The organism is Algoriphagus hitonicola, assembly GCF_900113375.1.
Classification (GTDB): Bacteria; Bacteroidota; Bacteroidia; order Cytophagales; family Cyclobacteriaceae; genus Algoriphagus; species Algoriphagus hitonicola.
Window position 1 is genome coordinate 19,313 of the sequence record NZ_FOPC01000014.1, and the last position, 26,702, is coordinate 46,014.

Here is a 26,702-nt window from a genome sequence, read left to right on the forward strand (position 1 = left end):
TTTTATCCTACCAATTGGACTTGAGCTACTTTTTCAGCATCCAAATTAAAAAACTCTTTATGGACATTAAACACCTCTTCGCCTTCCTTGGGCGATTTGGGAATGTAGGAACCGTCTTCCTGCATCACATAGGCATTTACATTGTCCCGAAGGTTAAATGCCAAGATATTCATCAGCTGCTTCTCCAAAAGCGGAGCTTCCACTTTGAATAAGGACTCCAGTCGCTTGTCAAAACTCCGAACCATCATATCGGCACTTCCTGCGTAGGTTCGTGTATGACCATTGTTGTGGAAATGATAGATCCGAGAATGCTCCAGAAAATCACCTACAATAGAAATCACTTCTATATTTTCGCTCAAACCGGGACGACCGGGACGCAAGCAACAAATGCCCCTAATGATCAATTTGATGGTCACACCAGACTGAGATGCGCGATAAAGTGCATAGATGATTTCAGAATCCTCCAAGGAATTCACCTTGATGAAAATCCCACTTGGCAAACCATTTCGGGCATTTTCGGCCTCCTGCTCGATAAACTCAATGAGTTGGTTACGCATATCTCTCGGAGCAGTGATCAAGCTTTTGTATTGGCTAGGCATGCTGTGTCCAGTGATCACATTAAAAAACTCCGAAACATCATTGGCCAAGACTTCATTGGTTGTCATTAATCCAATATCTGTATACAACCTCGAGGTGTCTTCATTGTAATTGCCCGACCCCAAATGCACAAAACGCGTAATTTCATTGCTGTCCTTTTTTACGATCAAGAGCAGCTTGGTATGGGTTTTCAAATGAGTAATCCCATAGATCACAAAGCATCCGGCCTTCTGAAGTTTTTTGGCTTCACGGATATTGTTTTCCTCATCAAATCGGGCCTTCACCTCAAACAGAACCGAGACGTGTTTCCCATTTTCCGCAGCTCTCAGCAAAGCTTTGGTGATTCGGCTTTCCTTTGCCAGACGGTAAATGGTCATCTTGATGGCCATAACATCCGGATCCTCGGCGGCTTTTTCGATCAAATCCAGAATCGGCTCAATATTGTTGTAGGGGTGATGAAGTAGGATGTCCTTTTCTTTCAGAATCTCAAAAATCTCCGCTCTTCCCTCCTCCTGATAAGAGAGTGGTTTTACAGGCTCCGGAATCTGAGGCATTCGATCCCTAAACTTCTTATTTCCGACGATCTGCCACAGACCTGTAAAATCGATCATGCTGCTTCGCTTCACCAAAAACACCGAATCCATTTTCAGATTCCATCGCTCCAGTAGGGAATTGAGCATCCATTTGCTGTATCCCTCCTCGATTTCTATCCGAACTACCCGACCGGTTTTACGCTCCATCAATTTACGCTTGACCTCTTCGAGAAAATTCGCATCCATATCTTCACTTTCCTCGAGCGTAAAATCTCCGTTTCTGGTAATTCTAAAGAGACTTACCGCTTCTATTTCTACATTTCTAAAGAGGGAAACTATATTTTCACGGATGACTTCTTCGATAGGAATCAATAAAAGAGATCCATTTCGCTCTACTTCGAAAAATCGCGGAATATTAGCCGGGATCTGAACAAAGCTAAGCTTTCGCATATCCTTCCGTTCGCCGGGGCTCGTGGTCACCACGCCAAATACCAGCAATTTATTCATCAGAATCGGAAAAGTCCGATAACCGTCATAAACCATCGGTGTCAGCATGGGATAAATTGCCCGCTGAAAATATTGGGTAACTTTCTCCTGCTCCTCTGTCGAAAGTTTGGAGGTATTGCACAGTAAGGTACCCTCTTCGTGAAGTTGAGGAAGGACTTGCTGTGTGAAATGATTATGCTGATCCTGATGAAAAATCTGGCAATCTTTCATCAAGCGGGATTTGAAGGGTTCCTCTCGCAAGCCGGAGTAATCGATTCGCTCCTTGTCGTAGTCTAGGTAATTGTAGAGGGAACCAACTCGAATCATAAAAAACTCGTCCAAGTTGGAGGCGGTAATCGCCAAAAACTTCAACTTCTCAAATACGGTACGGTGTTGTTTTTTTGCTTGATCGAGAACTCGTTCATTAAATTTCAGCCAACTTAAGTCTCTACTAACTAAGTCACTATTCTGAATTACCGAATCGTATCTGTCTCCAACTTCCAGTTTCATTTGTCCCAAATTTTAAATAATCAGTCTTTACGTAAAAGCTGCCGAGCTCTTCATGGGTGAGGGTGAAAAAAGGGGCCGAAAGCCCCGATTTACTTTTACGTATCGATTTTGGCGTATTTGGCGTTTTTCTCGATAAAATCCCTCCGTGGAGCTACTTCATCTCCCATCAACATGCTGAAGAGATGATCGGCCTCTGCGGCTGATTCAATATTCACCTGTTTGATCGTTCGCATATTAGGGTCCATGGTAGTGGTCCACAATTGCTCTGGATTCATCTCTCCAAGACCTTTGTAGCGCTGAATTCCCACGGACTCTTCTTTTCCATCTTTTGCCATTTCCTTGATTAAGGCTTTTCGCTCCTCTTCGGTCCAGCAGTAGCGCTCGTCTTTTCCTTTTTTCAATAAATACAAAGGAGGAAGCGCGATATACACATACCCATTCTCAATTAGGCTGCGCATATATCGGAAAAATAAGGTAAGAATCAGCGTACGAATATGCGATCCATCAATATCAGCATCCGTCATGATGATGACTTTATGATACCTCAAACCAGAAAGATCCAGTTCCTTGTCATCATTGGCAGTTCCAAATTTAACCCCCAATGCGGTTAGGATGTTTTTGATTTCGTCATTATCGTAGATTTTATGCTCATGGGCTTTTTCTACGTTTAAGATTTTTCCTTTCAAAGGTAAAATCGCTTGAAAATCCCGATCACGACCTTGCTTTGCAGAGCCTCCTGCGGAGTCCCCTTCCACCAAGTAAAGCTCACAAACCGTAGGGTCACTATTAGCACAATCTGCGAGCTTTCCTGGAAGTCCGCCACCACCTAAGACACTTTTTCGCTGTACCATTTCACGGGCTTTTCTAGCCGCATGGCGAGCCTGAGCGGCAAGTATTACTTTGCCTACGATGATTTTGGCCTCCTTGGGATGCTCTTCAAGCCATGATTGTAAAGTCTCCGAAACAGCCGAATCCACTGCGCCTACGACATCCGAGTTGCCGAGCTTGGTTTTGGTTTGTCCTTCAAATTGCGGTTCGGCTACTTTGACCGAAATCACCGCTGTCAATCCTTCTCTAAAGTCATCACCTGACACCTCAATTTTGAGTTTGTCCAGCATTCCAGATTTATCTGCGTAGGATTTCAGTGTCCGTGTCAGGGCTCTTCTAAATCCCGTCACATGGGATCCACCTTCGTAGGTGTTGATGGTATTTACATAAGACACTACGTTTTCGGTGTAGGAATTATTGTAATTCATCGCTACCTGTACCGGCACTTCCTGATCCAGTGCTTCGATGTAAATTGGTTCCGCTATGATCTTTTCGCGGGTTTCGTCCAAGTATTGGACAAACTCCACTAATCCTCCTTCTGAGAAAAACTCATCGGATTTTGGATTACCGTCATCTTCTATCTCACGAAGATCTTTTAAGAATATCCGGATCCCGGCATTCAAAAATGCCATTTCCCGAAGACGGTTAGCAATCGTTTCGTATTTATACTCCGTAATGGCAAAAATGCTCGAATCAGGCTTGAAATGGATCACAGTACCCCGCTTATCTGTGGTACCTACTTGGCGGGCAGGATATTGCGGCACTCCGATTTTGAACTCCTGCTCGGTGACTACCCCATTTCGGTAAACAGTCGCTTTGAGATCCGAGGACAAGGCATTCACACAAGAAACCCCCACACCGTGTAGACCACCGGAAACCTTGTAGGTATCTTTGTCGAATTTACCACCTGCGTGAAGAACAGTAAGCACCACCTCAAGAGCTGATCGCTTTTCTTTTTCATGCATGTCGGTGGGAATTCCCCGGCCATTATCCTCAACGGTGACCGAATTATCCTCATGAACAATCACATGGATGGTATCACAGTGTCCGGCTAAAGCTTCATCGATGGAGTTATCTACAACCTCCCAAATCAAATGGTGAAGACCTTTGACCCCCACATCTCCGATATACATTGCTGGACGTTTTCTGACAGCTTCCAGACCTTCGAGAACTTGGATATTCCCAGCTCCGTACTCTGCTGGATTTTTCGCTTTTTCTTCGCTCATATTTTTTGGAAAAAAGCCCTTCAAATTGGGCTAAAACGGTGATTTTTTATTTTTTAATGATTTGGCAAGTTAATTAAAAAAAGTGACTCATACGAGAATAAAAGAGCCATAATTACATCAAATTTCAGGTTCGCCGAATTATATTTAATCAAAATTTTATTTCTCCTTTTACCAACTTACGGAACTTTTGATATTTTTTTCATCGACAAAAAATCAATTTATATACCTCTTTTTAAGCAATATATACTCTTTTGTTTATTTTTTTGATTTCATCTTTAAACAAATTTTATTCTGATAATCTTTAATGTGGGAAATCATACAATTAACACCTAACCTTTAAAACACATGAACCTCACCTTATTAGCTGAATTAGTTGGTTTGGACAGAATCATTAATTCGGATCCGGTCGCCATTACCTTTTTCATTGGGTATATGGCTATGTTTGCTTCAGCAGTATTCTTTTTTGTAGAAAGAGGATCTGTTGACGGAAAGTGGAAAACTTCACTTCTTGTATCCGGGCTCATCACGGGTATTGCCGCAGTACATTATTACTACATGCGGGATTTTTATTTGCAGACTGGCACTAGTCCTACGGCTTTCAGATACGTGGATTGGACACTGACAGTACCTTTGATGTGTGTGGAGTTTTATCTTTTGACCAAGCCATTTGGTGCAAAAGGATCTACTCTTTTCAAGTTGATCATTGCTTCACTATTGATGCTGGTAACAGGTTACATTGGGGAGACTTCCGGTATCGATAGCAATATCTTCTGGGGAGTATTATCCACTGTAGGATACTTGTACATCGTATATGAAGTGTTTGCTGGTGACGTAGCCAAACTGGCTAAAGAATCTGACAGCCCTGCACTTGGTAGAGCTATGTTCTTGTTGAAAATCTTCATCACATTGGGATGGTCTATTTACCCAATCGGGTACATGGTGCTTCCAGGCAACTTACTATCTGGTGCCTTCGAGGTAAGTTCCATCGATTTATTTTACAACTTGGCTGATGCCATTAACAAAATTGGATTCGGATTGGTCATCTATTCTGTGGCTATTTCAGAATCTGCAAAGAATAAAGTTAAAACTGCAACAGCTTAACAACCACAAAAAGGGGTCGTCGAAAGGCGATCCCTATTTTCACTATGAAGGAATATGATTTCATATTTGCAGGAGCTGGTTGTGCAAGTCTAAGCCTGGTTTATTACCTCTTAGAAAGCCCCCTTAAAGACTCCAAAATCCTGCTTATTGATCCAGAAATCAATCAAGTTCCTTCCAAAACTTGGTGTTATTGGGCGGAATCTCCCTTAAAAATTCATCCTAGCAATGCCATCCGGTTTTGGGAAAGTTTAAAACTTTCATCTCCAAAACAACAACATCAATACTCCTTTTCTAAGCTTAAATATTTCCATTTGGAGTCTACCGATTTTTATGACGCTATCTGGAAAAAAATTAAAAGCAATTCGAACATTGACACCTTAGCTTCCAAGGTAATTAGCCTTGAGGATAATCACTCTCACGGGATTGTGCATTGTAGTGGAGATGTCACTTTCAACGGGAAAACTATTTTCGATTCACGGATTACCGACCAAGATTATCATTCACCTGGGATGCTCAAGCAACTTTTTGCAGGCTGGGTAGTCAAAACTGAGGATTCGCTTTTCGACAGCAAAGCAATGACACTGATGGAATGGAGTCAAGAAATATCAGCTGATTTTGAATTCTTCTATATCTTGCCTTTTTCCGATAAATCAGCCTTAATCGAATACACCACATATTCAACAAACCTCATTTCAAAAAAATCTCTCGAAAGGAAAATTCAGGAGTATCTTGAACAAAAATTTCCTGATTCTGAATTCTCCATTTCTTTTCAAGAAAGCGGTATGATTCCCATGACCACCAAATCGAGAGAATTTTCATCAAGTAAAACCATTCATCCTATCGGAACCCGTGCGGGCTGGACAAAAGCCTCAACTGGTTATACCTTTCACAAAATCCAGTTGGAGACCCAGAGAATCGCCACTGAATTGGTTCAGGGAAAATCAATCTCCACCTATAAATCATCCAAACGATTCAAGTTTTACGATAATATTCTTCTAAATATCGCCCACAAATGGCCTAATGAATTGTCCAATTTATTTAATGATTTATTCAAAAAAACTCCCATGGATCAGCTTTTTCGCTTTTTAAATGAAGAGACTTCCATCTGGGAGGAACTGAGCATTTTGTCCCGTCTCCGATTTGCGATTTTCATCAAAAGCTTGATTTCCTATGAAAAGCGTTGAGTCCTATTTCAAAATACTTGGTATTCTAATTTGTCTGGGATTTATCCTGAGTGGATCTACCAATGTATTGGCCCAACTGGGTGTTTTTGGGGTGATTTTACTAACCATAGGAATTCCTCATGGTGCCATTGATCATCTTACTTCCCAGCCTCGACAGACAAGAAAATCATTCGTGAAATTTCTGATCGTCTATCTGGGTTTAATTATTCTTTACTTGGGGCTTTGGTTTAGTGCTCCCAAATTAGCCGTTCTGCTATTTTTGGCATTTTCTGCTTATCATTTTGGCCAAACGCACTACCTCAATCGATCCATAAATTTAGGTTGGAAAGAACCGCTGCTTTTCGTCAGTCGTGGGTTTTTCCTTTTAAGTGTGATTCTATTCGGGAGCTTTGATACCACCTTACAGATTCTCTCCCCGATCTTATCTATAGCTTTTCTAGAACCTTATCAATTTTACGTAATGCTTTCTTTTTTGGGATTGACCATATTGGTGCAGTTTACTTCCAAAATTTCTTTCAGCCGGAGCGATCTATTAGATTTATTGGTCTTGCCTTTTCTACTGTATTTCAGCCCTTTATTTATCAGTTTTGCCGTGTATTTCGGATTTTGGCATTCTCTCCCAAGCATGATTACCGAATACGATTACTTATCTAGATTCCCCCAATTTCGAGGAACAAAAAAATTTATCACCCAACTTCTTCCGTTTAGTTTGATTAGTATAGTTGGGATCGCACTTATCTTATTCCTGGGAATCAATACGCTGGAAATGGGAGAATTGACGCTCTTATTTTTCGTCTTGATATCTCTGATTTCATTTCCTCATGTCATTTACATGGATAGTTTCTTCAAAAAGTCGGCTAAAACTGACCCGTACTCAACATAACCAAGGTACAGGCAGGGACCACGTACACTCCTTTTTCTTTCGCCTTATTAAAAAATTCAGGATTTTCTGTTCCCGGATTGAAAATAATTCGTTTTGGATTTAGCGAAAGCAAATAATCCATCCATTCCTCCTGATGCTGGGGTCCGATATAAAGCGTGATCGTATGGATATCGCTTAATTCAGGTTTGGTTTTCAGATCCAAAATCTCCCGGCCAAAGACTTTTCCCTTTTTAATCCCGATAGGAACAAAATCCATCTCCCGCTCAGCAAACATAGACGCTGCATAGTGGGCATATCTGCTTGGATTGGTAGTAGCTCCTACGATCAAAGTTTTCTTATCAGACATCTCTACTTCCATATTTTCTATCTCGCTCAAAGCTATCCATATGCCGATGTTTTTTGGTTTCGTAGATATCTTCCAGCGTAATCAAAATCCCCGTCTCCTCTACGGCTCCAAATTCATCATTCAATGAAGTCCCAAAAGTCATCATTGTAGGAGAAAGATTCATGTAGGTATTGATCAGGGGTGGAATATTTTCCCCATAACCCCTGATCCTGCTATTCAGTAATTTATATCCGTCCTTATATTCCAGGTTTTCGAAAGGATTCGGCCTCCTGCCCACTTCTGTTTCAAAATCCAGCTCAAGTTCCTTTTTAGGAGTAACGAGACCTTTTTTATCCGGAAAATAATAATTCATAAATACCAACAAAAGGTCTCTAGCCTCTCGATGATAATGCGGATACATGGTCACTTTACCAAAAAGATATTTGACATCAGGATTGAGCAGGACTACGGCTCCGAGACCATCCCAAAGATTATCCAAGCTGAAAATACCTTTCCGATTGTCGATTCCGGGTTGGTATTTGGGTTGGACAAAAGACCGACCCAATTCAATGGTATAGGGGATATAATTTTTTATAAACTCCTCAGAAAAATCAAACAAATGAGTGGTGGACAAATTAATTCCTCCATCTATTTTCATGGCTTTCCGACAATGGATAAGCCGATATCCAGCGACAATTTCTTCATCTTCAGGATTCCAGGTGATTAACTGATCATAACAGACTTCCCCTGTATCATTTTCATCTAAATCTAAGGCAAGGCCAGTTCCCCCTCCGGCAGTTCGAAAAGTCAACTCTCTTAGCCTTCCGATTTCCAACACTGTATTTGGAGCATTATGATGATTTACCAAAAACACCAAATTGTTTCCGTTATTGGTATATCGAAGAAAACGCTCTCCTGTCAATTCAGACTTCAGCAACTGTCGGTCAACTGCCGGAATGATTTCTTCCAACTTATTCATTTTTAATTTCTAATTCATACACTTTTTCCTTGACAAATGCCGCCCATTCAATATCGGATTTGCTTGAATCCAGCTGCTGCGGAACAATCGGCTGACCTATGTGAATGGTCACTTTGCTGCCTGTTTGGCGGTACATCTCGTCTACAAGAAAAAACATTTCAATATTGGCTTTCACCCCAAGTTTCTTTCGCCAACTAGCAAGATTATAAAAGAATTTGGAATTTTGTCCTTCTACAAAACAAGGTAAAATATCTTTTTGATACTTCTTAGCCTTTGCGATAAAGCTTTTTTTCCAGACCAAATCCTTGATTCCACGCTCAGATTTTCTGGAAACCAGTCCCGCGGGGAAAATCATCACTGCAAAATCTCCAGCAAATACCTCCTCAATGCTATCCAGCGCTTTGGATGAATTTTTTCCATGCTTATTGACGGGAACAAAAATCGGCTGAAAGTTTTCGAAAGCCATCAATAGATCATTGACCAAAAACCGAATATCCGGCCTAATCCTGCCAACAGCATACATCAGTGCAATCCCGTCCAATCCGCCTAAAGGATGATTCGAAGCGATAATTACCCCACCTTCTTTTGGGATATGTTCTCCGCCGGTCAATTCCACTTCCAGTCCAAACTCCTCAATGGCCGCATTGACAAACTCCAACCCTTTCAAATGGCCAATTTTTGCCATGATCTGATTAAGCCAATCTTCATGGGTGATTTTTTTGATATAAGAAATCACAAATCCGGGAAGCCACTTCAGTAATGTGGGATTCTTGGACTCGATCGCTTTTTCTATATCAACAAATTTTTTTGACATGAATCAATCAAAGAGAATATTAGGGTGAATTCTTCTTGAATTATGGATTAATCTAAGCCCAAAACTACAAATTCTCAGCATTTATTTGGATTATGTCTTTGACACATATTCCAGCATGCTGAAAACCAAGTGAGTACTTTTTTAGTCTTGTAAATAAAACCAATATGACAATACTACTCACAGGCAGCACCTCGGGAATTGGATGGGAAACACTCAAATCCCTCTACGATCAAGCCGATCAGTGGATTCTACCACTGAGAAACATCAGAAAAGCAGAAGACCTTTTTAGAGAATTACCCGATCAGGATCGTTTGAAAATCTATGAAATGGACCTTAGCTCCATTCAGCAGACTCATAAAATCGCCCAAGAAATCAAATCCAACCACCCCAGCATTGACATTTTAATCAACAATGCAGGCGGCATGTTTCCGGGTGGAAAGAAAACTTCCGAGGGTTTTGATATGACCTTTGCAGTCAATCATCTCGGGCCATTTGCCTTGACCAAGCAGCTTTTACCTTGCCTTTCCCGAGGAAAATCAAAAGTAATTTATGTGAGTTCTGAAGCACATCGGATACCGGGATTGGACCTGAATGATCTACTCTTGGAAAACTACTCCAGCACAATTACAGCATACGGTGCGGTAAAGCTCTTTAATATCCTGACAGCTAAATACCTCAGCGAGCAAGGCTATCACACTTATGCTCTTCATCCCGGTGCGGTGAAGACGGCCTTTGGAGCAGAAACCGATCCCATTAGCAAAGCAATCATTCGCGCTACCCAACTCTTCTTTATTTCTCCAAGAAAAGGGGCAGAAACTACCATTCACTTGGCCAAAAATCCAACTAAAAACCTAGAATCAGGTGCGTATTATGTGAGAAAAAAAGTCAAAAAACCTTCCCAACTAGCCCGATCCAAATCACTATCCTCCAAACTCTGGAATCAAAGCGAAGAAGCCTTGAAAAAATTAGGTCTCTGATAAATTGACTACTTTTGCAATGGAAACATTGCCAAGAAATGAACGAAACTATTTTGTCCCTTAGTCCCGGAGATTGGGAAGATTACGAACTGATCGATACCGGTGGATTTGAAAAATTAGAACGCTTTGGGGAATTTATTCTGAGCAGACCCGAACCTCAGGCGATCTGGGATAAAAGTCTGGAGGATTCGGAATGGAAAAATCTCGCCCATGCCCACTTTGCTAAAGAGAAAAACAATCCTGAAAAAGGAAACTGGGAGCAACTTAAAAAAATGCCCCACAATTGGGCCATTTCTTATAAAAATGAGGAAGGATTATCACTCAAGCTCAATTTGGCACAGACCTCTTTCAAACACATCGGACTCTTTCCAGAGCAGGCAGTCAATTGGGATTACATTTACCAAACGCTAAAAAGAACCCCCGTCAAAAACCCAAAAGTGCTCAATTTATTTGCCTATACCGGTGCCGCTTCTGTGGCTGCCAGAGCCGCAGGTGCAGAGGTTACGCACTTGGATTCGGTCAAGCAGGTAGTAACTTGGTCCCGGCACAACATGGAGTCTTCAGGATTGGATAATATCCGTTGGATCGTAGACGATGCAATGAAATTTATCAAACGGGAGGCTCGCAGGGGAAATCTATATCAAGGAATCATCCTCGATCCTCCTGCTTATGGACGTGGCCCGGATGGCGAAAAATGGGTGCTCGAAGAACAAATCAATGAAATGCTAAAAACCTGTGCAGAGATCCTTGACCCAAAAGATCGTTTCCTTTTGCTCAATATGTATTCGCTTAGTTTTTCCTCTATGATTGCGGTGAATTTAATCCGGTCCACTTTTGGGGAGGTTCCCAATCCAGAGCATGGCGAACTTTATCTTCAAGATCGATTTGAGAAGAAGCTCCCCTTGGGTGTTTTCTTTCGATTTTCAAGCTTTTGAACAATATTCAATTCATGAATAACCGACAATTATTCCTTTCCCATCTCGCACAAACCACCGACTTTCCTTTGATGATCGAAATCGAAAAGGCAGAAGGAGTTCGTCTTTTCGGTCCAAATGGGGAAAAGTACATTGATTTGATTTCAGGGATCGGCGTTAGCAATGTAGGTCACCGACATCCCAAAATTTTGACTGCCATTCAAAATCAACTCGATCATTACTTACACCTGATGGTCTATGGCGAATACGTGCAAAGCCCACAAGCCAAACTAGCAAAAGCCTTGGTGGACACACTTCCCGCTCCATTGGACAATGTCTACTTGGTCAATAGCGGGTCTGAAGCGATCGAAGGGGCGCTAAAACTGGCTAAGCGATTCACGGGAAGACCAGAAGTGATTTCCTGTATCAATGCCTATCACGGGAGTTCGCATGGAGCATTGAGTATTGGCGGAAACGAGGTTTTCAAGCGAGCCTACCGGCCTTTAGTCCCTGGGGTTTCGAATATAGTTTATGGAGGATTTGCCGATTTAAGGCGAATCAATTCCCAAACCGCAGCAGTAGTGGTAGAAACCATCCAAGGAGAAGCTGGAATCCGAGTCGCTTGTACCGATTATTTTCAAGCTCTGCGGAAGCGCTGTGATGAGGTTGGGGCTTTGTTGATTTTGGATGAAATCCAGGCCGGATTTGGCCGAACGGGAAAATTCTGGGCTTTTGAGCATTTTGGGATTACGCCAGATATATTGGTTTGTGCCAAAGGAATGGGCGGAGGAATGCCCATCGGAGCTTTTATTTCCAGTAAGGAAATGATGAGTGTATTCAAAAACAATCCCCTGCTGGGACATATCACCACTTTTGGTGGTCATCCGGTAAGTTCCGCGGCAAGTTTGACGACAATAGAAATCCTAAAAGAAGAGTCTCTGATTGGAAAAGTAGATCAAAAAGCTGAACTGATCAAGAAAAAACTGGTACATCCCAAAATCAAGTCGATCCGAAATAAAGGCTTGATGATGGCCGTGGAATTTGAATCCTTTGAGGTTTTAAAACCGATTATTGACCGGGCAATCGAATTGGGGGTGATTACCGATTGGTTTTTATTTTGCGATGATGCGATGCGAATTGCTCCGCCTTTGACGATCACTGAGGATGAAATAGAGGAGGCTACTTCGATCATTATTCAAGCTATCGAAGACACCAAAAACTAAGGAACCATGGGACAGAAAAAATGCCCACATTGTGGAAAATGGTCTAGTTGGAATATGAATCTGACTGATCGCTGCGAACACTGCGGTCAACCCTTAGGCGGTAAAGACCTCGAAAATCAAGAACGAAGAGAACAAGAACAACTTAAAAACAAAGAGGATTGGCTTTTTGCCATTAAGGAAACAGACTCCTCCTTCGTCGCTTCATTGAAGAAAATCGGCAATTTCTTTTATACGATTTTTATGGCGATTATATCTTTTATTCTTTGGCTCATTGCCGCATTGCCAGGTTGATGTCGGTAATCCAAAATCCATATTTCTTCATTCCGGTCTTCCTTTTTATTATCAATCAATTTTTGGAAAAAGTATTCGGAATATATACCCCATTTATCCATGCCTATTTGGACGATTTGCTAGCCATGCCGGTGATTTTGGGAATAACACTTCAAATTTTTCGCTGGATTCATCCGGCTAAAAACACATTTATTTTCAGAAAGACACCCTTGCTCGTAGCCTGGATTTATGTTTCCATCGTCTTCGAATGGTTTTTACCCACCCAATCAAATCAGTATATCCGTGATCCCTGGGATATTTTATGCTATGGACTAGGCACCGTTTACTTTTCCCTTTTCATAAATCAAAAGAAATTCACTTCAGCTTGAAATTCAAACTAATTGGTGCCCTTTTATTTTAGAATTCTCGAGAAGCCAGTATCTTTTCAAAAATTCTAACATAATGAAAAAAATCGGAATCGCTCTGGGTTTACTTTTTTTGCTCTTAGCTTTGGGCATTTTACTTATAATCAGCGTACACACGCCTCAATACGAGGGAAAAATCAAAGTTCCTGGATTGACATCTGCGGTTGAGGTTTACTTTGATGAGCATGGTGTGCCGCATATTTATGGGCAAAACGAGTCAGATACCTATCGAGCACTTGGCTACCTGCATGCACAGGATCGTCTTTTTCAGATGGAAATGATGCGACGGGTTGGCACAGGAACTTTGGCTGAGCTTTTGGGAGAAGATCTGCTCAGTATCGATCAGTTTTTTAGGACGCTGGGAATTCCAGCCTATGCAGAAGCGACAACCGATCAATGGGATTCCCAATCAACCAATTCCTGGACAAATCCGACAAAGGCCTACATCGACGGAGTCAATGAGTTTATCAAGGAAGGAAACCTACCTGTCGAATACCGTCTATTGGGTGAAAAGCCCCGAGAATTCACCATTAATGACATTCATGCCATCACCGGATACATGTCATTCACGTTTGCAGTTGCTTTAAAAGTAGATCCACTGGTCACCTTAATGCATCGAAAATTGGGCAATAAATACCTTGATGCCTTATCGGTTGATATGCTCCCAGAGCATCATTTTATTCCGAATCATTATCCCGATTCCCTAATAAATCCATCTCCAAAGTCCGAATCCTCTTTGATTTCATTACTGGAAAAACTTCCCGTTCCTCAACTGGAAGGATCAAATTCCTGGGTGGTCTCTGGAAACAAAAGCAAAAGTGGGAAAGTCCTTTTTGCCAACGATACCCATATCGGCTTTTCCTCCCCTTCGGTTTGGTATGAAGCTCATTTGAGTTATCCCGGATTTGATTTTTATGGAAATCACCTAGCGGGCGTACCTTTTGCCTTGGTAGGACACAGTCTTCACCACAGTATTGGGTTGACCATGTTTGAAAACGACGATCATGATTTTTTTGAATTGGAAGTAAATCCCAGTGATCCGAATCAATACAAGTTTGGAGAAAGCTATCGGAGCTTTCAGATGACCGAGCAACTCATTCCCATCAAAGGTCAAGAGCCCGTAAAATTAGAAATCAAAAAAAGTATTCATGGCCCCATCTTAAATGATGTGGTTCCTGAAATTGCCGAACTCACATCCAATCCCGTGGCTTCTTGGTGGGTTTATTTGAATGAACCCAATCGTGCACTAGAGGCTCTATATCGAATGAATCACGCTCAAAATATGCAGGAAGTGGCCAATGCCGCCGAACTGATTCATGCGCCGGGCTTGAATATCATGTATGGGGATTCATTGGGTAATATTGCTTGGTGGGCGGCCGCAAAGCTTCCTGTCCGATCGGAGAAGGTTCATCCCAAAGTTTTTGCCGACGGTTCGGATCCAGAAACCATGCCTACAGCTTGGTATCCTTTTACCGAAAATCCAATGAGCATCAATCCTGAGTCAGGCTACGTCATCTCTGCAAACAATCAACCCGACACCTTGAGCAATGGAGTTTTATTTCCGGGGTATTACTATCCTGGAGAGCGTTGGAAGAGAATTTCGCAAGCCTTGGAGAGCAAAAATGACTGGACCATCGAAGAGCTCAAATCAGTTCAACTCGAAACCGTCAATGACTGTCATCCTGAAAATATGAAGTATATGCTGACTAAAATCAATCGAGATGATTTTCTGGAATTCAGTTCGATCTTTCCATACCTAGAGGACTGGAGCGGCGATCATCAGTTGGAGGAAGTTACCCCGACTGTTTATTATAAGTGGCTTTATCACCTTCATCGATTAAGCATGGTAGATGAACTGGGCGAGGAAGCTTTTGAAGCTTATTTAACCACGTTTATGATGATTCGATCTACCCCGCATTTTATCCAAAATGAACAAAATCCCTGGTGGGATAATATCGAAACTACCGAAAAAGAAACTCAAGAAGAGATTTTTTCCAAAAGTCTCGAAATCACCCTTCAGGAGTTGAAAGAGCAATTTGGGGAGAATGTGAATACCTGGCGATGGGAAAAAGCCATTATCGCAGAACACCCTCATCCCCTCGGCTCCAAAAAACCACTGAACAAGATTTTCAATGTCCGAACCCAAGCCATTCCAGCTAGTGAAGAGTCCATCAATAAATTGGCATTTACTCTCAACGGAGATGGGATATACCGGGTGAGAAGTGGCCCGGCCATGCGGATATTAATTGATTTTGCCGATGTAGAGCGATCCTATTCCGTTTTGCCAACTGGCCAAAGTGGAAACCGGTTTAGTCCCTACTACAAGGATCAGGAGGAGCTTTTTGCAAAAGGAAAATACCGCTGGCAATACATGGATAGAAAAGACATCCTCGAAAACTCGGAAAATCCACTGATCCTTAATCCCGAATAAACTCTCTGCTCGGATTTTGGGTTAAAAGGATATGAAAAAGAAAAGCTCAAAAGTATTTCCAAAGCAATTTTCAGAAGAGGAATTAAAAAATAAGCTGGATCCACAATCTTATCATGTATTGAGAGAAAAAGGAACAGAGCGTCCATTTACTGGGCAATATTACCTCAACAAGGATACCGGAATCTACGAATGCAAAGTCTGTGGAAACGAGATTTTTCATTCCTCCAAAAAATACGATAGTGGCTGTGGCTGGCCAAGTTTTACCGAGCCGGTTTCAAAAGATGCAATCGAAGTCCACATGGACTACAGCCATTTTATGGTCAGGGAAGAAATCCTGTGTGGGCAATGCGGCTCTCATCTGGGACACCGATTCCCGGACGGGCCTAAAGATCAAGGAGGCATCCGCTATTGCATCAATTCGGTCAGTATGAATTTTAAAAACGAATAGCATCGAAGAAAAGGCTGTCTCAAACGTCATTTTTTAATCAGAGGAAGTGACCATAGTCTGGTTTGAGACAGCTTCTCTTTTTTAAATAATTCCCTTTTCCGGATACTTCGGAGTCACTGTCCGGCCAAAATCCTTCATTTCCTCTATTTGCTCCTCCATTTTCCCGTTGGGATAGATGCATGGACCGATTCCAGCTTCCTTTTTCTTGTAATCTAAATATCCGATTACTACAGGGACATTTGCTCCTAGGGCAATATGATAAAATCCGGACTTCCACTTTTTGACCGCATCACGGGTTCCCTCGGGAGTCACCATAATCACCAATTCTTCAGATTCCCTGAGCATGGAAGTCATCGCTTCGGTGTAAGTTTGTTTTCTGCCTCCAGGGATTCGTTTTCTGTCGATGGCTATTCCACCCAATCCCCGAATCAGCCAGCCTAATGGCCCTACCATGACTTCCTTTTTGATCGTAAATTTGACAGGAATATCCATCAGAAAAAAAGCTGCTCTGGCGTAAAGCAAATCCCAATTGGAAGTATGTGGAACAGCGATCAGAACGGCTTTCTTGAGTCCCTTTGGCCAATTGGCATTCAGGGACCAGCCACTCAGCCAAAATACAATTCGGGAGAGAAACTTCATCATAGCGAAGGTTGGGGTTTGGGTGAATTGGTTAACTCAGCAATGGAAGGATTTTCTTCTGCAAATCGCATGGTTTCTTGATATCCAGCTTGGAAAAGTTCCGCCGCTTTTTTGATGTCAAAAACCCCATATTTCCCTAATCCAGGAGCTTCAATGAAATAATCACATTTGGCTTTTCGACTGTACACGTTATAGTTCATCGACATAATCACTGCTCGCTCGATTAGACCCTTCATGTTTCTAATGTTGCTTTCCTCAGGTAGTTGATTACAATTGACTCCGATGACATAATCGCAGGTTCCGTCCAAGGGCTCCACTGGAAGATTGTTGAGCACTCCTCCGTCTACCAAAAATTTATTGCCAATTTTGATGGGTTCAAACATCCCTGGAATACAACTCGACGCCATGATTGGCTGAATGAGTTCCCCTTCAGAAAAATAAATCACTTTTCCCTTATTGATATCAGTAGCTGCCACAGCGAGTGGGGTTTTTAGCTGCGCAAAATCATTATGTGAAAGGTAGGTCCGAAATAGGCCTTCGATACTGCTCATTTTTAATATTCCGGTAAGGGAAATCGCCGGACGGAGAAATTTGAAATAGTTGGTTTCGACAATAATTTTTAATACCTCTTTGGGCTCGTAACCCGCACAAAACATCGCACCGGCAATCGCACCAGCCGAAGTCCCGCTAATTTTAGTTGGGAAAATTCCCATTTCGTTTAGTGCTTGGAGCACCCCTAAATGTGAAATTCCTCTCACGCCTCCACCCGATAAGGCCACACCAATTTTCAATTTAGATTTCATCCAGTCGGAAAGTTTGATCTACACGGACTCCCTTTTCAGTCATTTTCAATGTACAACATTCATTTACCGGATCATGCTCAAAAAATAAGATATAATTTTCACGAGCAGCTTTTTCCAAAAATCTCGCCTTTTCGTCCATCGTCAGCAATGGCCTCGTATCATAGCCCATCACATAAGGAATTGGAATGTGACCTACCGAAGGCAAAAGATCTGCAACAAAAACTATCGTTTTACCTTTGTATTGAATTTTTGGAAGCATCTGCTTATCCGTATGTCCATCAACTGTAATAAAATCAAACCCGGGAAACAAGGTTTTTGACTGCAAGTCAACAAAGTTTAGTTGGCCCAATTCCTGCATGGGAAGAATATTATCTCTCAAAAAAGAAGCTTTTTCACGAGGATTGGGTACCGTAGCCCATTCCCAGTGAGCTGAATTTGACCAATAGGTAGCCCGAGGAAAAGTCATTTCATATTGCCCGTGAGATCCATAGCTTACTCCTCCCCCACAATGGTCAAAATGAAGATGGGTCAGAAAATTATCTGTGATTTGATGGAGTCCCACTCCCAATTTTTTTAAGGAACCTTTGAGTGAATCCTCTCCATGTAAATAGTAATGGGAGAAAAATTTGGCATCCTGCTTATCCCCTATTCCATTGTCTATGAGAATCACCCGATCTCCATCCACCGCGAGCATGCAGCGCATCGCCCAGGTGCAGAGGTTGTTTTCGTCGGCAGGATTGGTTCTTGACCAAAGTACTTTTGGGACCACTCCAAACATAGCTCCTCCATCCAATTTGAAAAATCCGGTATTGACAGTATATAATTCCATTTTGGGCTTTTCGATTTAAAAAACCAAAAGCAACCTTATCTGAAGAAAGATTGCTTTTGATTCTTTAGGTTGAAGAAAATCATCACATCGATTTTCAATTATAATTTATTCTACCACCACACCCATTCTGCAGAATTTATCAATTCGCTGATCAATTCGCTTTTCGGGCTTGATTTTGTCCAATTCTTTCAAGGATTCGGCGATAGCTTCTTTAATCGTTTTTGCCATTCCTTTGAGATCTTTATGAGCACCACCAAGAGGCTCAGGAATGATATCATCGATCAATCCATTTCCTTTCATATCCTTGGCGGTAAGCTTAAGTGCTTCTGCAGCTTGTTCTTTATAATCCCATGATCTCCACAAGATCGAAGAACAAGATTCTGGAGAAATCACAGAATACCAGGTATTTTCGAGCATAAATACCTTGTCACCGATTGCGATTCCCAATGCTCCCCCAGAAGCCCCTTCTCCGATAATGATACAGATGACAGGGACTTTTAGCATAAACATTTCTTTGAGGTTTCTTGCGATAGCTTCGCCTTGACCTCTTTCTTCGGCTTCCAAACCCGGAAATGCTCCAGGAGTATCAATCAAAGTCACGATTGGCTTCCCAAACTTCTCGGCCATTTTCATCAAACGAAGTGCCTTCCGATAGCCCTCGGGATTAGCCATACCAAAATTCCGCTCTTGCCGCTGCTTGGTATTCCTACCTTTCTGCTGCCCGATAAACATGACGGTACGACCATCAATATCTCCTAGTCCTCCGATCATTGCCTTGTCATCTTTGACAGTTCGGTCGCCATGAATCTCTACAAAATCATTGGTGATCTCATAAATGTAATCCAAAGCATAAGGCCGGTCAGCATGCCTAGAAAGCTGTACACGCTGCCAGCGAGTCAGATTCTCAAATGTTTCTTTTTTCAAAGCAAGGATTTTATCTTCCAGGGATTCTATGTCTGAACTTAAATCGATGTTTCGACCTTTTGCCAGATCCTTCATCTCCTGAAGCTTTTGCTCTAAGTCAGCTATGGGTTTCTCGAATTCTAATACCATTTTGGTGAATTTTGAAAGGAACAAAGATAAGGAATATCCTCCAGTCGCAAACCCTTTGGTGGAAAACCAAAACGGATTGATTTTTTTGAAATTTATTTCACTGAAATAGAATAAGATAGATTGGCTTGAAAAAAAATAATCAGAGTACCTATTGCAGAAAAACCCGAAATACCTACCTTTGCATCACTTCAAACGAGGAGCGCAACAAGAAAACATTTCAGAGTGGTAGTTCACCTGGTTAGAATGCCTGCCCCGATTCTCGGGAAGGTCGCTAGTCGGGGTTCGACGTTCAAAAATAAAAGGAGTGGTAGTTCAGCTGGTTAGAATGCCTGTCCCGATTCTCGGGAAGGTCGCTAGTCGGGGTTCGACGTTCAAAAATAAAAGGAGTGGTAGTTCAGCTGGTTAGAATGCCTGCCTGTCACGCAGGAGGTCGCGGGTTCGAGTCCCGTCCATTCCGCATCAAAGCCCCGATTTTCGGGGCTTTTTTGTTTTTAATCCTTCTTGGTGTCTATGGAATATTTTGTCTACATCATACAATCCGAATTGGACGGAACGCTTTATGTCGGTAGTTCGAAAGATCCCATATCCAGACTAGAGAAGCATAACCGACCCCACAAAGGATTCACAGCAAGAAAACAGCCCTGGAAATTACTTTACGCTGAAAAATTTCCTTCCAAAAAGGACGCACTCATCAGAGAAAAATTCCTGAAGGCGCAGAAAAGTAGAGCTTTCTTGTGGAACCTTATCCAAAATCAATCAGCTGGTTAGAATGCCTGTCCCGATTCTCGGGAAGGTCGCGGCACCGAAATATCGGCAGAGTCCTCCCGATTCTCGGGACGGGCTGTCTCCCGATTCTCGGGACAAGCTATTCCGCATCAAAGCCCCGATTTTCGGGGCTTTTTTGTTATTATTTCTTTCGAAATTTCGGCAAAGCGCTCAATTTTATTTTCGTCGAGCAAATTTACCTCTTAGCATTTTTTCAGTTTATTTTTACTTGATTACCCTTATTTTCGACAAAAGATCAATCCTTATGAAATACCTATACTTATTACTGCTCTTCGGTTTAATTCCTCTTTTCACAGAGGCGCAAGATCGACTCACTGGAAAAGAATTTACCACCCGTTCTGAGATTCTTGCCCAGAATGGAATGGCCGCCACCAGCCAGCCTTTGGCTACTCAAGTCGCTTTGGATATTCTAAAAAAAGGAGGTTCTGCCATGGATGCGGCAATTGCAGCCAATGCAATGTTGGGTTTGGTAGAGCCACATGCCTGCGGGATAGGCGGAGATGTCTTTGCGATAGTTTGGGACGCCAAAACCAAAAAGCTTTACGGATTAAACGGAAGCGGAAGAGCACCAGCCAGTCTTACCATGGACATTTTCAAAGAAAAAGGACTCAATTATGTCCCGTTTTTAGGTCCACTTCCCATCTCCGTTCCTGGATGCGTGGATGGTTGGTTTGAACTGCATGAGCGTTTCGGAAAGCTCAGCATGCAGGAAATTTTACAGCCTGCCATCGATTATGGGAATCAAGGATTTCCGGTTTCGGAAGTGATCGCTTGGCAAATGAATAACAATTGGGAGCGCATGCAGGATATCCCGGGCTTCAAGGAAACCTACATGCCCAATGGAAAAACGACTCCGCAAAAAGGGGATGTGTTTAAAAATCCAAACTTATCCCAAACTTACGATCTGATCGCCAAAGGTGGCCGCGAAGCTTTTTACAAAGGAGAAATCGCCAAGACTATCGATGTGTTTATGAAAAAGCATGAAGGCTACCTCAGCTATGAAGATTTGGCCAGTCATACTTCAGAGTGGGTCGATCCTGTGAGCACCAATTACCGAGGATATGATGTATGGGAGCTTCCACCCAATGGACAAGGAATTGCAGCTTTGCAAATGCTGAATATCCTGGAAGGGTACGATTTGAAATCCATGGGATTTGGAAGTGCAGAATATCTCCACCTGCTTACCGAGGCAAAAAAACTAGCCTATGAGGATCGCGCAAAGTTTTATGCGGATCCGGAATTCAACGAAATCCCGGTCGATTATTTAATCTCCAAGGAGTATGCGGATGAACGCAGAAAACTGATCGATATGAATACAGCTGCTCGGGAATATCCAGCGGGAGATATCGAAAAAGGCAACACAACTTACCTCACCGTGGCCGATTCAGAGGGCAATATGGTTTCTTTGATCCAAAGTATTTATGATGAATTTGGTTCGGCCATGGTTCCTGATGGATTGGGTTTTGTTCTTCAAAACCGAGGTCAGATGTTTAATGTCCAAGATGAAAACCATTGGAACTCATTAGCAAAAGGGAAACGCCCTTTTCATACCATTATCCCAGCTTTTGTCACCAAAGATGGAGAACCCTACATGAGCTTTGGCTTGATGGGTGGGGCCGTACAGCCTCAGGGACATACCCAAATCATCATCAATATGATTGATTTTGGGATGAATCTACAGGAAGCCGGAGATGCGCCAAGGATGCGGCATGTCGGCTCTTCCCAGCCTATTGGATCTAGAATGACCTCTGGAGGATCTTTAAATTTGGAAAGTGGATTTTCTTGGGAGGTCATCCGCAGCTTAAAAGAAAAGGGACATCGCGTGGAGTTTAGCGTGGGACCTTATGGCGGCTATCAGGCGATCAAATTTGATCCAGTTCAGAAAGTATATTACGGAGCTTCTGAATCTCGAAAAGACGGTCAGGCAGCTGGATATTAAAATGAAAAGCCCCAACAAGCAGCGAAATTTGTTGGGGCTTTTCAATTTGGGTTATATCACCGCTTTTACAAATTTTTCTGCCAGTTCCAGCTATCCCGCATCGAATCTTCTAAGGTATATTTAGGAAACCAACCTAAAACCTGATTGATTTTTTTAGTATCTGCCCAGATTTTAACCACATCACCGGGCCGTCTTGGCCCAATTTGATAATTGAGGCTTACATGATTCACTTTTTGAAAGGTCTCAATAATTTCCAAAACCGTATTTCCATTTCCCGTGCCGACATTGAAAACATCGTAATAGTTCGTTTCCTGATTTTCGAGAAAACTCAAGGCCTTGACATGGGCATCTGCCAAATCCATCACATGGATAAAATCCCTAACACAGGATCCATCAGCCGTATCGTAATCATCTCCAAAAACTGTAAGTTTTTCCCGAATTCCAGCTGCAGTCTGTGTCACAAAAGGCACCAGGTTGTTTGGTGTACCAATGGGTAATTCACCGATTTTACCACTTGGATGTGCTCCTACCGGATTAAAATATCTTAGGGAAATCACCCGCATATTCGGTTTACTTTTCACAAAATCCACCAAAATATCCTCACAGACCTTTTTGGTGTTTCCGTAGGGACTTTCTGCTTCTTTTCGAGGGGTAGACTCCGTGACGGGAAGCTCGTCAGGTTGACCATAAACTGTGCAGGAGGAAGAAAAAACAAGGTCCTTGATTTCTTTTCTTTGCATAAATTCCAACAAAACCAAAAGAGACCCAATATTATTTCGATAGTATTTTAGGGGCAATTGAGTGCTTTCGCCCACAGCTTTAAAAGCCGCAAAATGAATCACTCCGCTAAGTTGATGATCATTTCCAATTCGATCCAAAACCGTTGCGTCATTACAATCTCCCTGATAAAAGGGAATTTTTTTACCCACGATTTCTTCCAATCGATCAAGCACTTTCGCTTCCGAATTAGAAAGATCATCCAAGACAATGGGCTCAAAACCAGCATTTACTAATTCTACTGCGGTATGGGAACCGATATATCCAGCTCCTCCGGTAATTAATATTTTTTTCATCGATTAAAAATAATTTAAAACAAAGCTAAGAGATAAGCCGAATTCCCACGAAGCAAAAAGACTAAAATCACTCAATCATAGTAAAACTTCCTCTAATTTGTTCTCGCCCTATGCCATTTTCGAGGGTATATTCATAATCCAACAAATAGGAATACACTCCCGCATTTGCTTTTTTGCCCTCAAAAAAACCATCCCAGCCTTCCTGTCCGGAAAACAGCAATTGTCCCCAGCGATTAAAAATCGAAAGCCGATAAGAAATGCTACAATTGGAAATAGGCTGATAAGGACCCTCTGTAGTTAAAAAACCAGTAGGCATTCGTACCGAAGGCTTGGTTTGGGAAACGATTCCTATTCCGCTGATTTGACAGCCATTGGCATCAGTCACGGTGATTTCATATTCTCCGGAAGAAAGTCCCTGCAGTCGTAAATCCTGGCCTCCATTTTCCCATAAATAGGAATAAGGACCGACTCCTCCTTGTACCCTAGCTTCGAGTTCCCCGTCAATCCCGCCCGGACAACCCGGTAAAATCTCCTCAAAAGTCAATTGCAAAGGCTCTGGACTTGGGATTACCAGACTGACGACAAGATTACAACCTTTTGCGTCTTGCACAGTCACATCATTTTCTCCCCGACCAAGACCGGAAAAATAAAGCCTTTCTCCATCCCAACTGGATTCTAAACCCAAAACAGTAAAAGGAGCGTTTCCTCCAGAAAGCTGCATAGATCCTCCCCCATCTCCTGCTTCAAAGCAGGAAGTAGAATCTGTTATTAAATCTTCCAAAGACAAGGCTTCAGGATCCAATACCTCTATAGTCAGTTGCTGCTCGCCACAGCCGGACTGATCAATAGCCAAAACTTCATAGATCCCCGCTGAAAGCCCCTCTGCAATATTTCCTTCCAAACTAGAATCATGAACCCACTGAAAAATCACCTCACCCGATCCACCAACCGTCGTCAGTTCTATAGTCCCGTCATTTTGCCCCGGACAGCTTGGACTGTTGATCTGATCTACAGCAACTGAAAAAGAATCAAAAATTCTCAGCTTCAAGATCTCAGAAACGCCAAAACAATCACCAAAATCCACTTTCTCTTCATAGAAAATACTCTTTTCGGTAGCATTCAAATCCCACTCTACTTCTACTTCAGTGGTATTCTGACCAGAGAGAATACTCCCCCCTTCCACTATCCATTCGTAAGATCTGTCCTCCAAAGGGAAGGGAACTTTATAAACCAAAACATTGCTTCCCTCTCCACATAAGCCGGCTTGTCCTTTGGGAAGTTCAGGCGTAGTAGTTTCCAGCAGTTCGACTTGGATCGTTTGGACTTCACCTTGACATCCGTTTGGGGCAATAGGAATCACTTGAACAAAAGCATCCGTACGCTCCTCTCCCCAATCGACGCGAATAAAATCATCTCCTTCTTCTACTATCGCTCCTCCCTCAATCTCCCAAAGCAAATCAGCAACATTCATGGTATCTGCAAAAGAATATTGGACAGATTCGGTAAATGGGCAAAGCGAAGATGGACCCTGCAACTCACCAAATACACCTTTGACTTCTACCTCAAATACATATTCTGTGGTAGCATCGCAAGCTTCAGCTCCCGTACTTGCAAACACGGTAACGGTAAATGTCCCTTCCTCTTCAAATATATGGCTTACAGTTTGCCCGGATTTCATGGGATCACTATCTCCAAAATCCCATTCGAATATCTGAAACCTCGGGTCTTCCGGTAAAATGGTCCATTCCCCCTCCTGGTCCAAACAAGCCACCTTATCTCCCATCACGTCAAAATCGTATTCGGTTTCGGTTTCATATTGAATATTGTCTAAGCGGGCTCCAATAGCATAGCTGTAGGATTCAATATTTCCTGAGGAATAAACATTTCCCAAGAAACCTACCGGATTTGAAAGGGTATTGACACCTTCTGGAACAGCGATCCGAGCATAATAAAAATCCGAAGCTACAGGCAAAGGACTAAATTGATCTGAAATATTCTGTCCGTTCAGTACGGTTTCATCCCTTCCTTTTTCAGGAACCACCAAATTGACAAAATGAATCAGATCCACATCCTGTGATCCGGTCAATTCGCCCGTAGAAAAACTGATTTCTTTTAGCAGCTGATTGGTAGAACTGAGCGTGACCAAAGAAGGATCTCCAAAAGGAGCCAATCCAAACTCATTACAAGCGGCACTTTTAGTAATGACTGAAACTGTAGTAGGCTTTGAGGTTTGAATCAGAGCAATTTCTTCTTTGCCAAATTCAAACCGAGTAAATTCCCTGGCGTTGATGACCCCTCGAAAAACCCCATTAATAAAAATCTCAGTTTGGTCTTGTGAAGCTAATACCTTTACTATTTCCCCGGAGGTTCGTCCTGCAAATGGAATATGAATGTACTCTTTACCCCAACTTTCTAAGGGATACGCCTGCTGAAAAACATGGTCCCCACTGGTTCCACAGTCTCCGGCGCTGCTAGTTTTATTGCCCCCAAAAACTGCCAATAATTTACAGTTCTCTGGGTCGGGATTCATTACTTTGACGCTCGTTCCGGTTAGATCTCCCAGACCTTTTATCTGATAACTTTCCCCTTGGTTCAAAGTGATTCGAATGGAAGCTCCTGCTGGAATGGTATTAACTGTCCGTGCACTGGGGATGATTTCTACTTCTGTATCATCTGCTGTAGCGATGACCAAAAGGGTGCTTTCGTAATTTTGATTTGACCCTGCCTCCTGATTTGAACCAAAAACATCATAATGGGCTGTTACCAAATATTCGGAAGAAAGTGCCTCCACGGGTAAAACCACCGTGCCATCTGTGCTGAATTCTCTGGAATTAAGTACATGAACAGTGATATCTGCCGAAGAAGTCACTTTTACTGGGCGGTATTCGACTCGGCCACTTTCTCGATGAATTACTCCTTCGGAGTCCCCATCAAACTGCTGAACATATTGCTCCCCGGCAACTAATGTAAAGGGAAATGATCGCTCGGGCGTTTGCAAGACTCCAGAGGTATTCTCCATGGCAGTAATCAGGATAAAAACGCCATCAGGCTGGGAGTTTCTTCGATTATTATCCATGAATCCCACGTAAAACTCCCTACCTATTGTGCTGATTTGAGCCAAAGAGTTTTGACTAATCCAAAAAAATAATTGGAACAATAAAATACCACATAAAACCAGCCTACTCCTCATGTCTATTTCGCTATGGAAAAAGAAATTTACCGCTTAAGGTCCAAATTTCCAGTATTTTATTTTATCAAATCCCAATTATTCAAGTTGAGTGGAAAACTACGAAAAACGACAGATGTTCCAACTATGTTAATTTTTTGGCAAAATGTCTTATCGGTTATTTATACCTCAAATAAGATCCTAAGGGGTTAAAATTCCTCAGGTTTAATGGCATGCCGAAAAACAGATTTACTTTCTGC

At 42.3% G+C, this 26,702-nt stretch carries 23 protein-coding genes and 1 tRNA gene; 13 read left to right on the forward strand and 11 right to left on the reverse strand.

Annotated features, from left to right (window positions below; all coding sequences use genetic code 11):
• Positions 1-2 precede the first annotated feature (2 nt).
• Positions 3-2,126: a polyphosphate kinase 1 gene (ppk1, locus tag BM043_RS16410; protein WP_092793634.1), complete on the reverse strand. Its 2,124-nt coding sequence runs from the start codon at positions 2,124-2,126 to the stop codon at positions 3-5.
• A gap of 95 nt (positions 2,127-2,221) precedes the next feature.
• The gene (gene gyrB / locus BM043_RS16415; RefSeq protein ID WP_092793636.1) at positions 2,222-4,180 is read right to left on the reverse strand and encodes a DNA topoisomerase (ATP-hydrolyzing) subunit B; all 1,959 of its coding nucleotides are present in this window, start codon (positions 4,178-4,180) and stop codon (positions 2,222-2,224) included.
• Positions 4,181-4,525: 345 nt separating this feature from the next.
• Here gyrB and BM043_RS16420 point away from each other — a divergent pair, with 345 nt between their 5' ends.
• From BM043_RS16420 to BM043_RS16430, 3 genes are read left to right on the forward strand one after another with little or no spacing between them, the layout of a single operon-like run.
• Positions 4,526-5,281, forward strand: coding sequence for a bacteriorhodopsin-like (locus BM043_RS16420; RefSeq protein ID WP_092793638.1), 756 nt, complete (start codon positions 4,526-4,528; stop codon positions 5,279-5,281).
• 44 nt (positions 5,282-5,325) lie between these two features.
• Positions 5,326-6,465 (forward strand): lycopene cyclase family protein, encoded by a 1,140-nt coding sequence (locus BM043_RS16425; RefSeq protein WP_092793640.1) that lies wholly within the window; start codon positions 5,326-5,328, stop codon positions 6,463-6,465.
• On the forward strand, positions 6,452-7,348 hold the full coding sequence (locus BM043_RS16430) for a Brp/Blh family beta-carotene 15,15'-dioxygenase (RefSeq protein WP_092793642.1): 897 nt from the start codon (positions 6,452-6,454) through the stop codon (positions 7,346-7,348). The genes BM043_RS16425 and BM043_RS16430 overlap by 14 nt, the downstream gene beginning before the upstream one ends.
• Here the strand turns inward: BM043_RS16430 and BM043_RS16435 are convergent.
• The 3 genes from BM043_RS16435 to BM043_RS16445 are packed head-to-tail and all read right to left on the reverse strand — an operon-like array spanning position 7,323 to position 9,466.
• On the reverse strand, positions 7,323-7,694 hold the full coding sequence (locus tag BM043_RS16435) for a CoA-binding protein (RefSeq protein ID WP_092793644.1): 372 nt from the start codon (positions 7,692-7,694) through the stop codon (positions 7,323-7,325). The genes BM043_RS16430 and BM043_RS16435 overlap by 26 nt on opposite strands.
• Entirely contained in the window at positions 7,687-8,643 is a 957-nt protein-coding gene (locus tag BM043_RS16440) for a glycine N(alpha)-acyltransferase GlsB (protein ID WP_092793767.1), read from the reverse strand. Before BM043_RS16440 ends, BM043_RS16435 begins: the two co-directional genes overlap by 8 nt.
• Position 8,644: 1 nt before the next feature.
• The gene (locus BM043_RS16445) at positions 8,645-9,466 is read right to left on the reverse strand and encodes a lyso-glycine lipid O-acyltransferase GlsA (RefSeq protein ID WP_092793646.1); all 822 of its coding nucleotides are present in this window, start codon (positions 9,464-9,466) and stop codon (positions 8,645-8,647) included.
• A gap of 164 nt (positions 9,467-9,630) precedes the next feature.
• Here BM043_RS16445 and BM043_RS16450 point away from each other — a divergent pair, with 164 nt between their 5' ends.
• The 7 genes from BM043_RS16450 to msrB all read left to right on the forward strand — a co-directional run bounded on the left by BM043_RS16450 (position 9,631) and on the right by msrB (position 16,154).
• Complete coding sequence (locus BM043_RS16450) at positions 9,631-10,443, forward strand: SDR family NAD(P)-dependent oxidoreductase (protein WP_092793648.1); 813 nt, start codon at positions 9,631-9,633, stop codon at positions 10,441-10,443.
• Positions 10,444-10,481: 38 nt separating this feature from the next.
• Complete coding sequence (locus BM043_RS16455) at positions 10,482-11,378, forward strand: class I SAM-dependent methyltransferase (RefSeq protein ID WP_092793650.1); 897 nt, start codon at positions 10,482-10,484, stop codon at positions 11,376-11,378.
• Positions 11,379-11,392: 14 nt separating this feature from the next.
• Complete coding sequence (locus BM043_RS16460) at positions 11,393-12,580, forward strand: aspartate aminotransferase family protein (RefSeq protein WP_092793652.1); 1,188 nt, start codon at positions 11,393-11,395, stop codon at positions 12,578-12,580.
• 6 nt (positions 12,581-12,586) lie between these two features.
• Entirely contained in the window at positions 12,587-12,871 is a 285-nt protein-coding gene (locus BM043_RS16465) for a hypothetical protein (protein WP_092793654.1), read from the forward strand.
• A 62-nt stretch (positions 12,872-12,933) separates the two neighbouring features.
• The gene (locus BM043_RS16470; protein WP_245753064.1) at positions 12,934-13,239 is read left to right on the forward strand and encodes a magnesium citrate secondary transporter; all 306 of its coding nucleotides are present in this window, start codon (positions 12,934-12,936) and stop codon (positions 13,237-13,239) included.
• A gap of 73 nt (positions 13,240-13,312) precedes the next feature.
• Positions 13,313-15,706 (forward strand): penicillin acylase family protein, encoded by a 2,394-nt coding sequence (locus BM043_RS16475; RefSeq protein WP_092793658.1) that lies wholly within the window; start codon positions 13,313-13,315, stop codon positions 15,704-15,706.
• A 31-nt stretch (positions 15,707-15,737) separates the two neighbouring features.
• Positions 15,738-16,154: a peptide-methionine (R)-S-oxide reductase MsrB gene (msrB, locus tag BM043_RS16480; protein WP_092793661.1), complete on the forward strand. Its 417-nt coding sequence runs from the start codon at positions 15,738-15,740 to the stop codon at positions 16,152-16,154.
• An 81-nt stretch (positions 16,155-16,235) separates the two neighbouring features.
• On the opposite strand, the gene BM043_RS16485 is transcribed toward msrB, so the two are convergent.
• The 4 genes from BM043_RS16485 to BM043_RS16500 form a co-directional block, all read right to left on the reverse strand.
• A complete protein-coding gene (locus tag BM043_RS16485) occupies positions 16,236-16,796 on the reverse strand; it encodes a 1-acyl-sn-glycerol-3-phosphate acyltransferase (RefSeq protein WP_092793663.1) in 561 nt (186 codons plus the stop codon).
• Positions 16,793-17,596 carry a patatin-like phospholipase family protein gene (locus tag BM043_RS16490; RefSeq protein WP_092793665.1) on the reverse strand — a complete coding sequence of 268 codons (804 nt, stop codon included), beginning with the start codon at positions 17,594-17,596 and terminating at the stop codon, positions 16,793-16,795. The genes BM043_RS16485 and BM043_RS16490 overlap by 4 nt, the downstream gene beginning before the upstream one ends.
• Entirely contained in the window at positions 17,586-18,425 is an 840-nt protein-coding gene (locus tag BM043_RS16495) for an MBL fold metallo-hydrolase (protein ID WP_092793667.1), read from the reverse strand. Before BM043_RS16495 ends, BM043_RS16490 begins: the two co-directional genes overlap by 11 nt.
• 105 nt (positions 18,426-18,530) lie before the next feature.
• Positions 18,531-19,478, reverse strand: coding sequence for an acetyl-CoA carboxylase carboxyltransferase subunit alpha (locus BM043_RS16500; protein ID WP_092793670.1), 948 nt, complete (start codon positions 19,476-19,478; stop codon positions 18,531-18,533).
• Between the two features lie 383 nt (positions 19,479-19,861).
• Here BM043_RS16500 and BM043_RS16505 point away from each other — a divergent pair.
• The 3 genes from BM043_RS16505 (at position 19,862) to ggt (ending at position 22,203) form a co-directional block, all read left to right on the forward strand.
• Positions 19,862-19,935, forward strand: a tRNA-Asp gene (locus BM043_RS16505).
• Positions 19,936-19,988: 53 nt separating this feature from the next.
• On the forward strand, positions 19,989-20,246 hold the full coding sequence (locus BM043_RS16510; RefSeq protein ID WP_092793672.1) for a GIY-YIG nuclease family protein: 258 nt from the start codon (positions 19,989-19,991) through the stop codon (positions 20,244-20,246).
• 262 nt (positions 20,247-20,508) lie between these two features.
• Entirely contained in the window at positions 20,509-22,203 is a 1,695-nt protein-coding gene (gene ggt / locus BM043_RS16515; RefSeq protein ID WP_092793769.1) for a gamma-glutamyltransferase, read from the forward strand.
• Between the two features lie 65 nt (positions 22,204-22,268).
• Here the strand turns inward: ggt and galE are convergent, their stop codons facing one another.
• Positions 22,269-23,276: a UDP-glucose 4-epimerase GalE gene (galE, locus tag BM043_RS16520; protein ID WP_092793674.1), complete on the reverse strand. Its 1,008-nt coding sequence runs from the start codon at positions 23,274-23,276 to the stop codon at positions 22,269-22,271.
• Between the two features lie 67 nt (positions 23,277-23,343).
• Positions 23,344-26,397, reverse strand: a complete 3,054-nt coding sequence (locus tag BM043_RS16525; protein WP_177188507.1) for a PKD domain-containing protein — start codon at positions 26,395-26,397, stop codon at positions 23,344-23,346.
• Positions 26,398-26,702 lie beyond the last annotated feature (305 nt).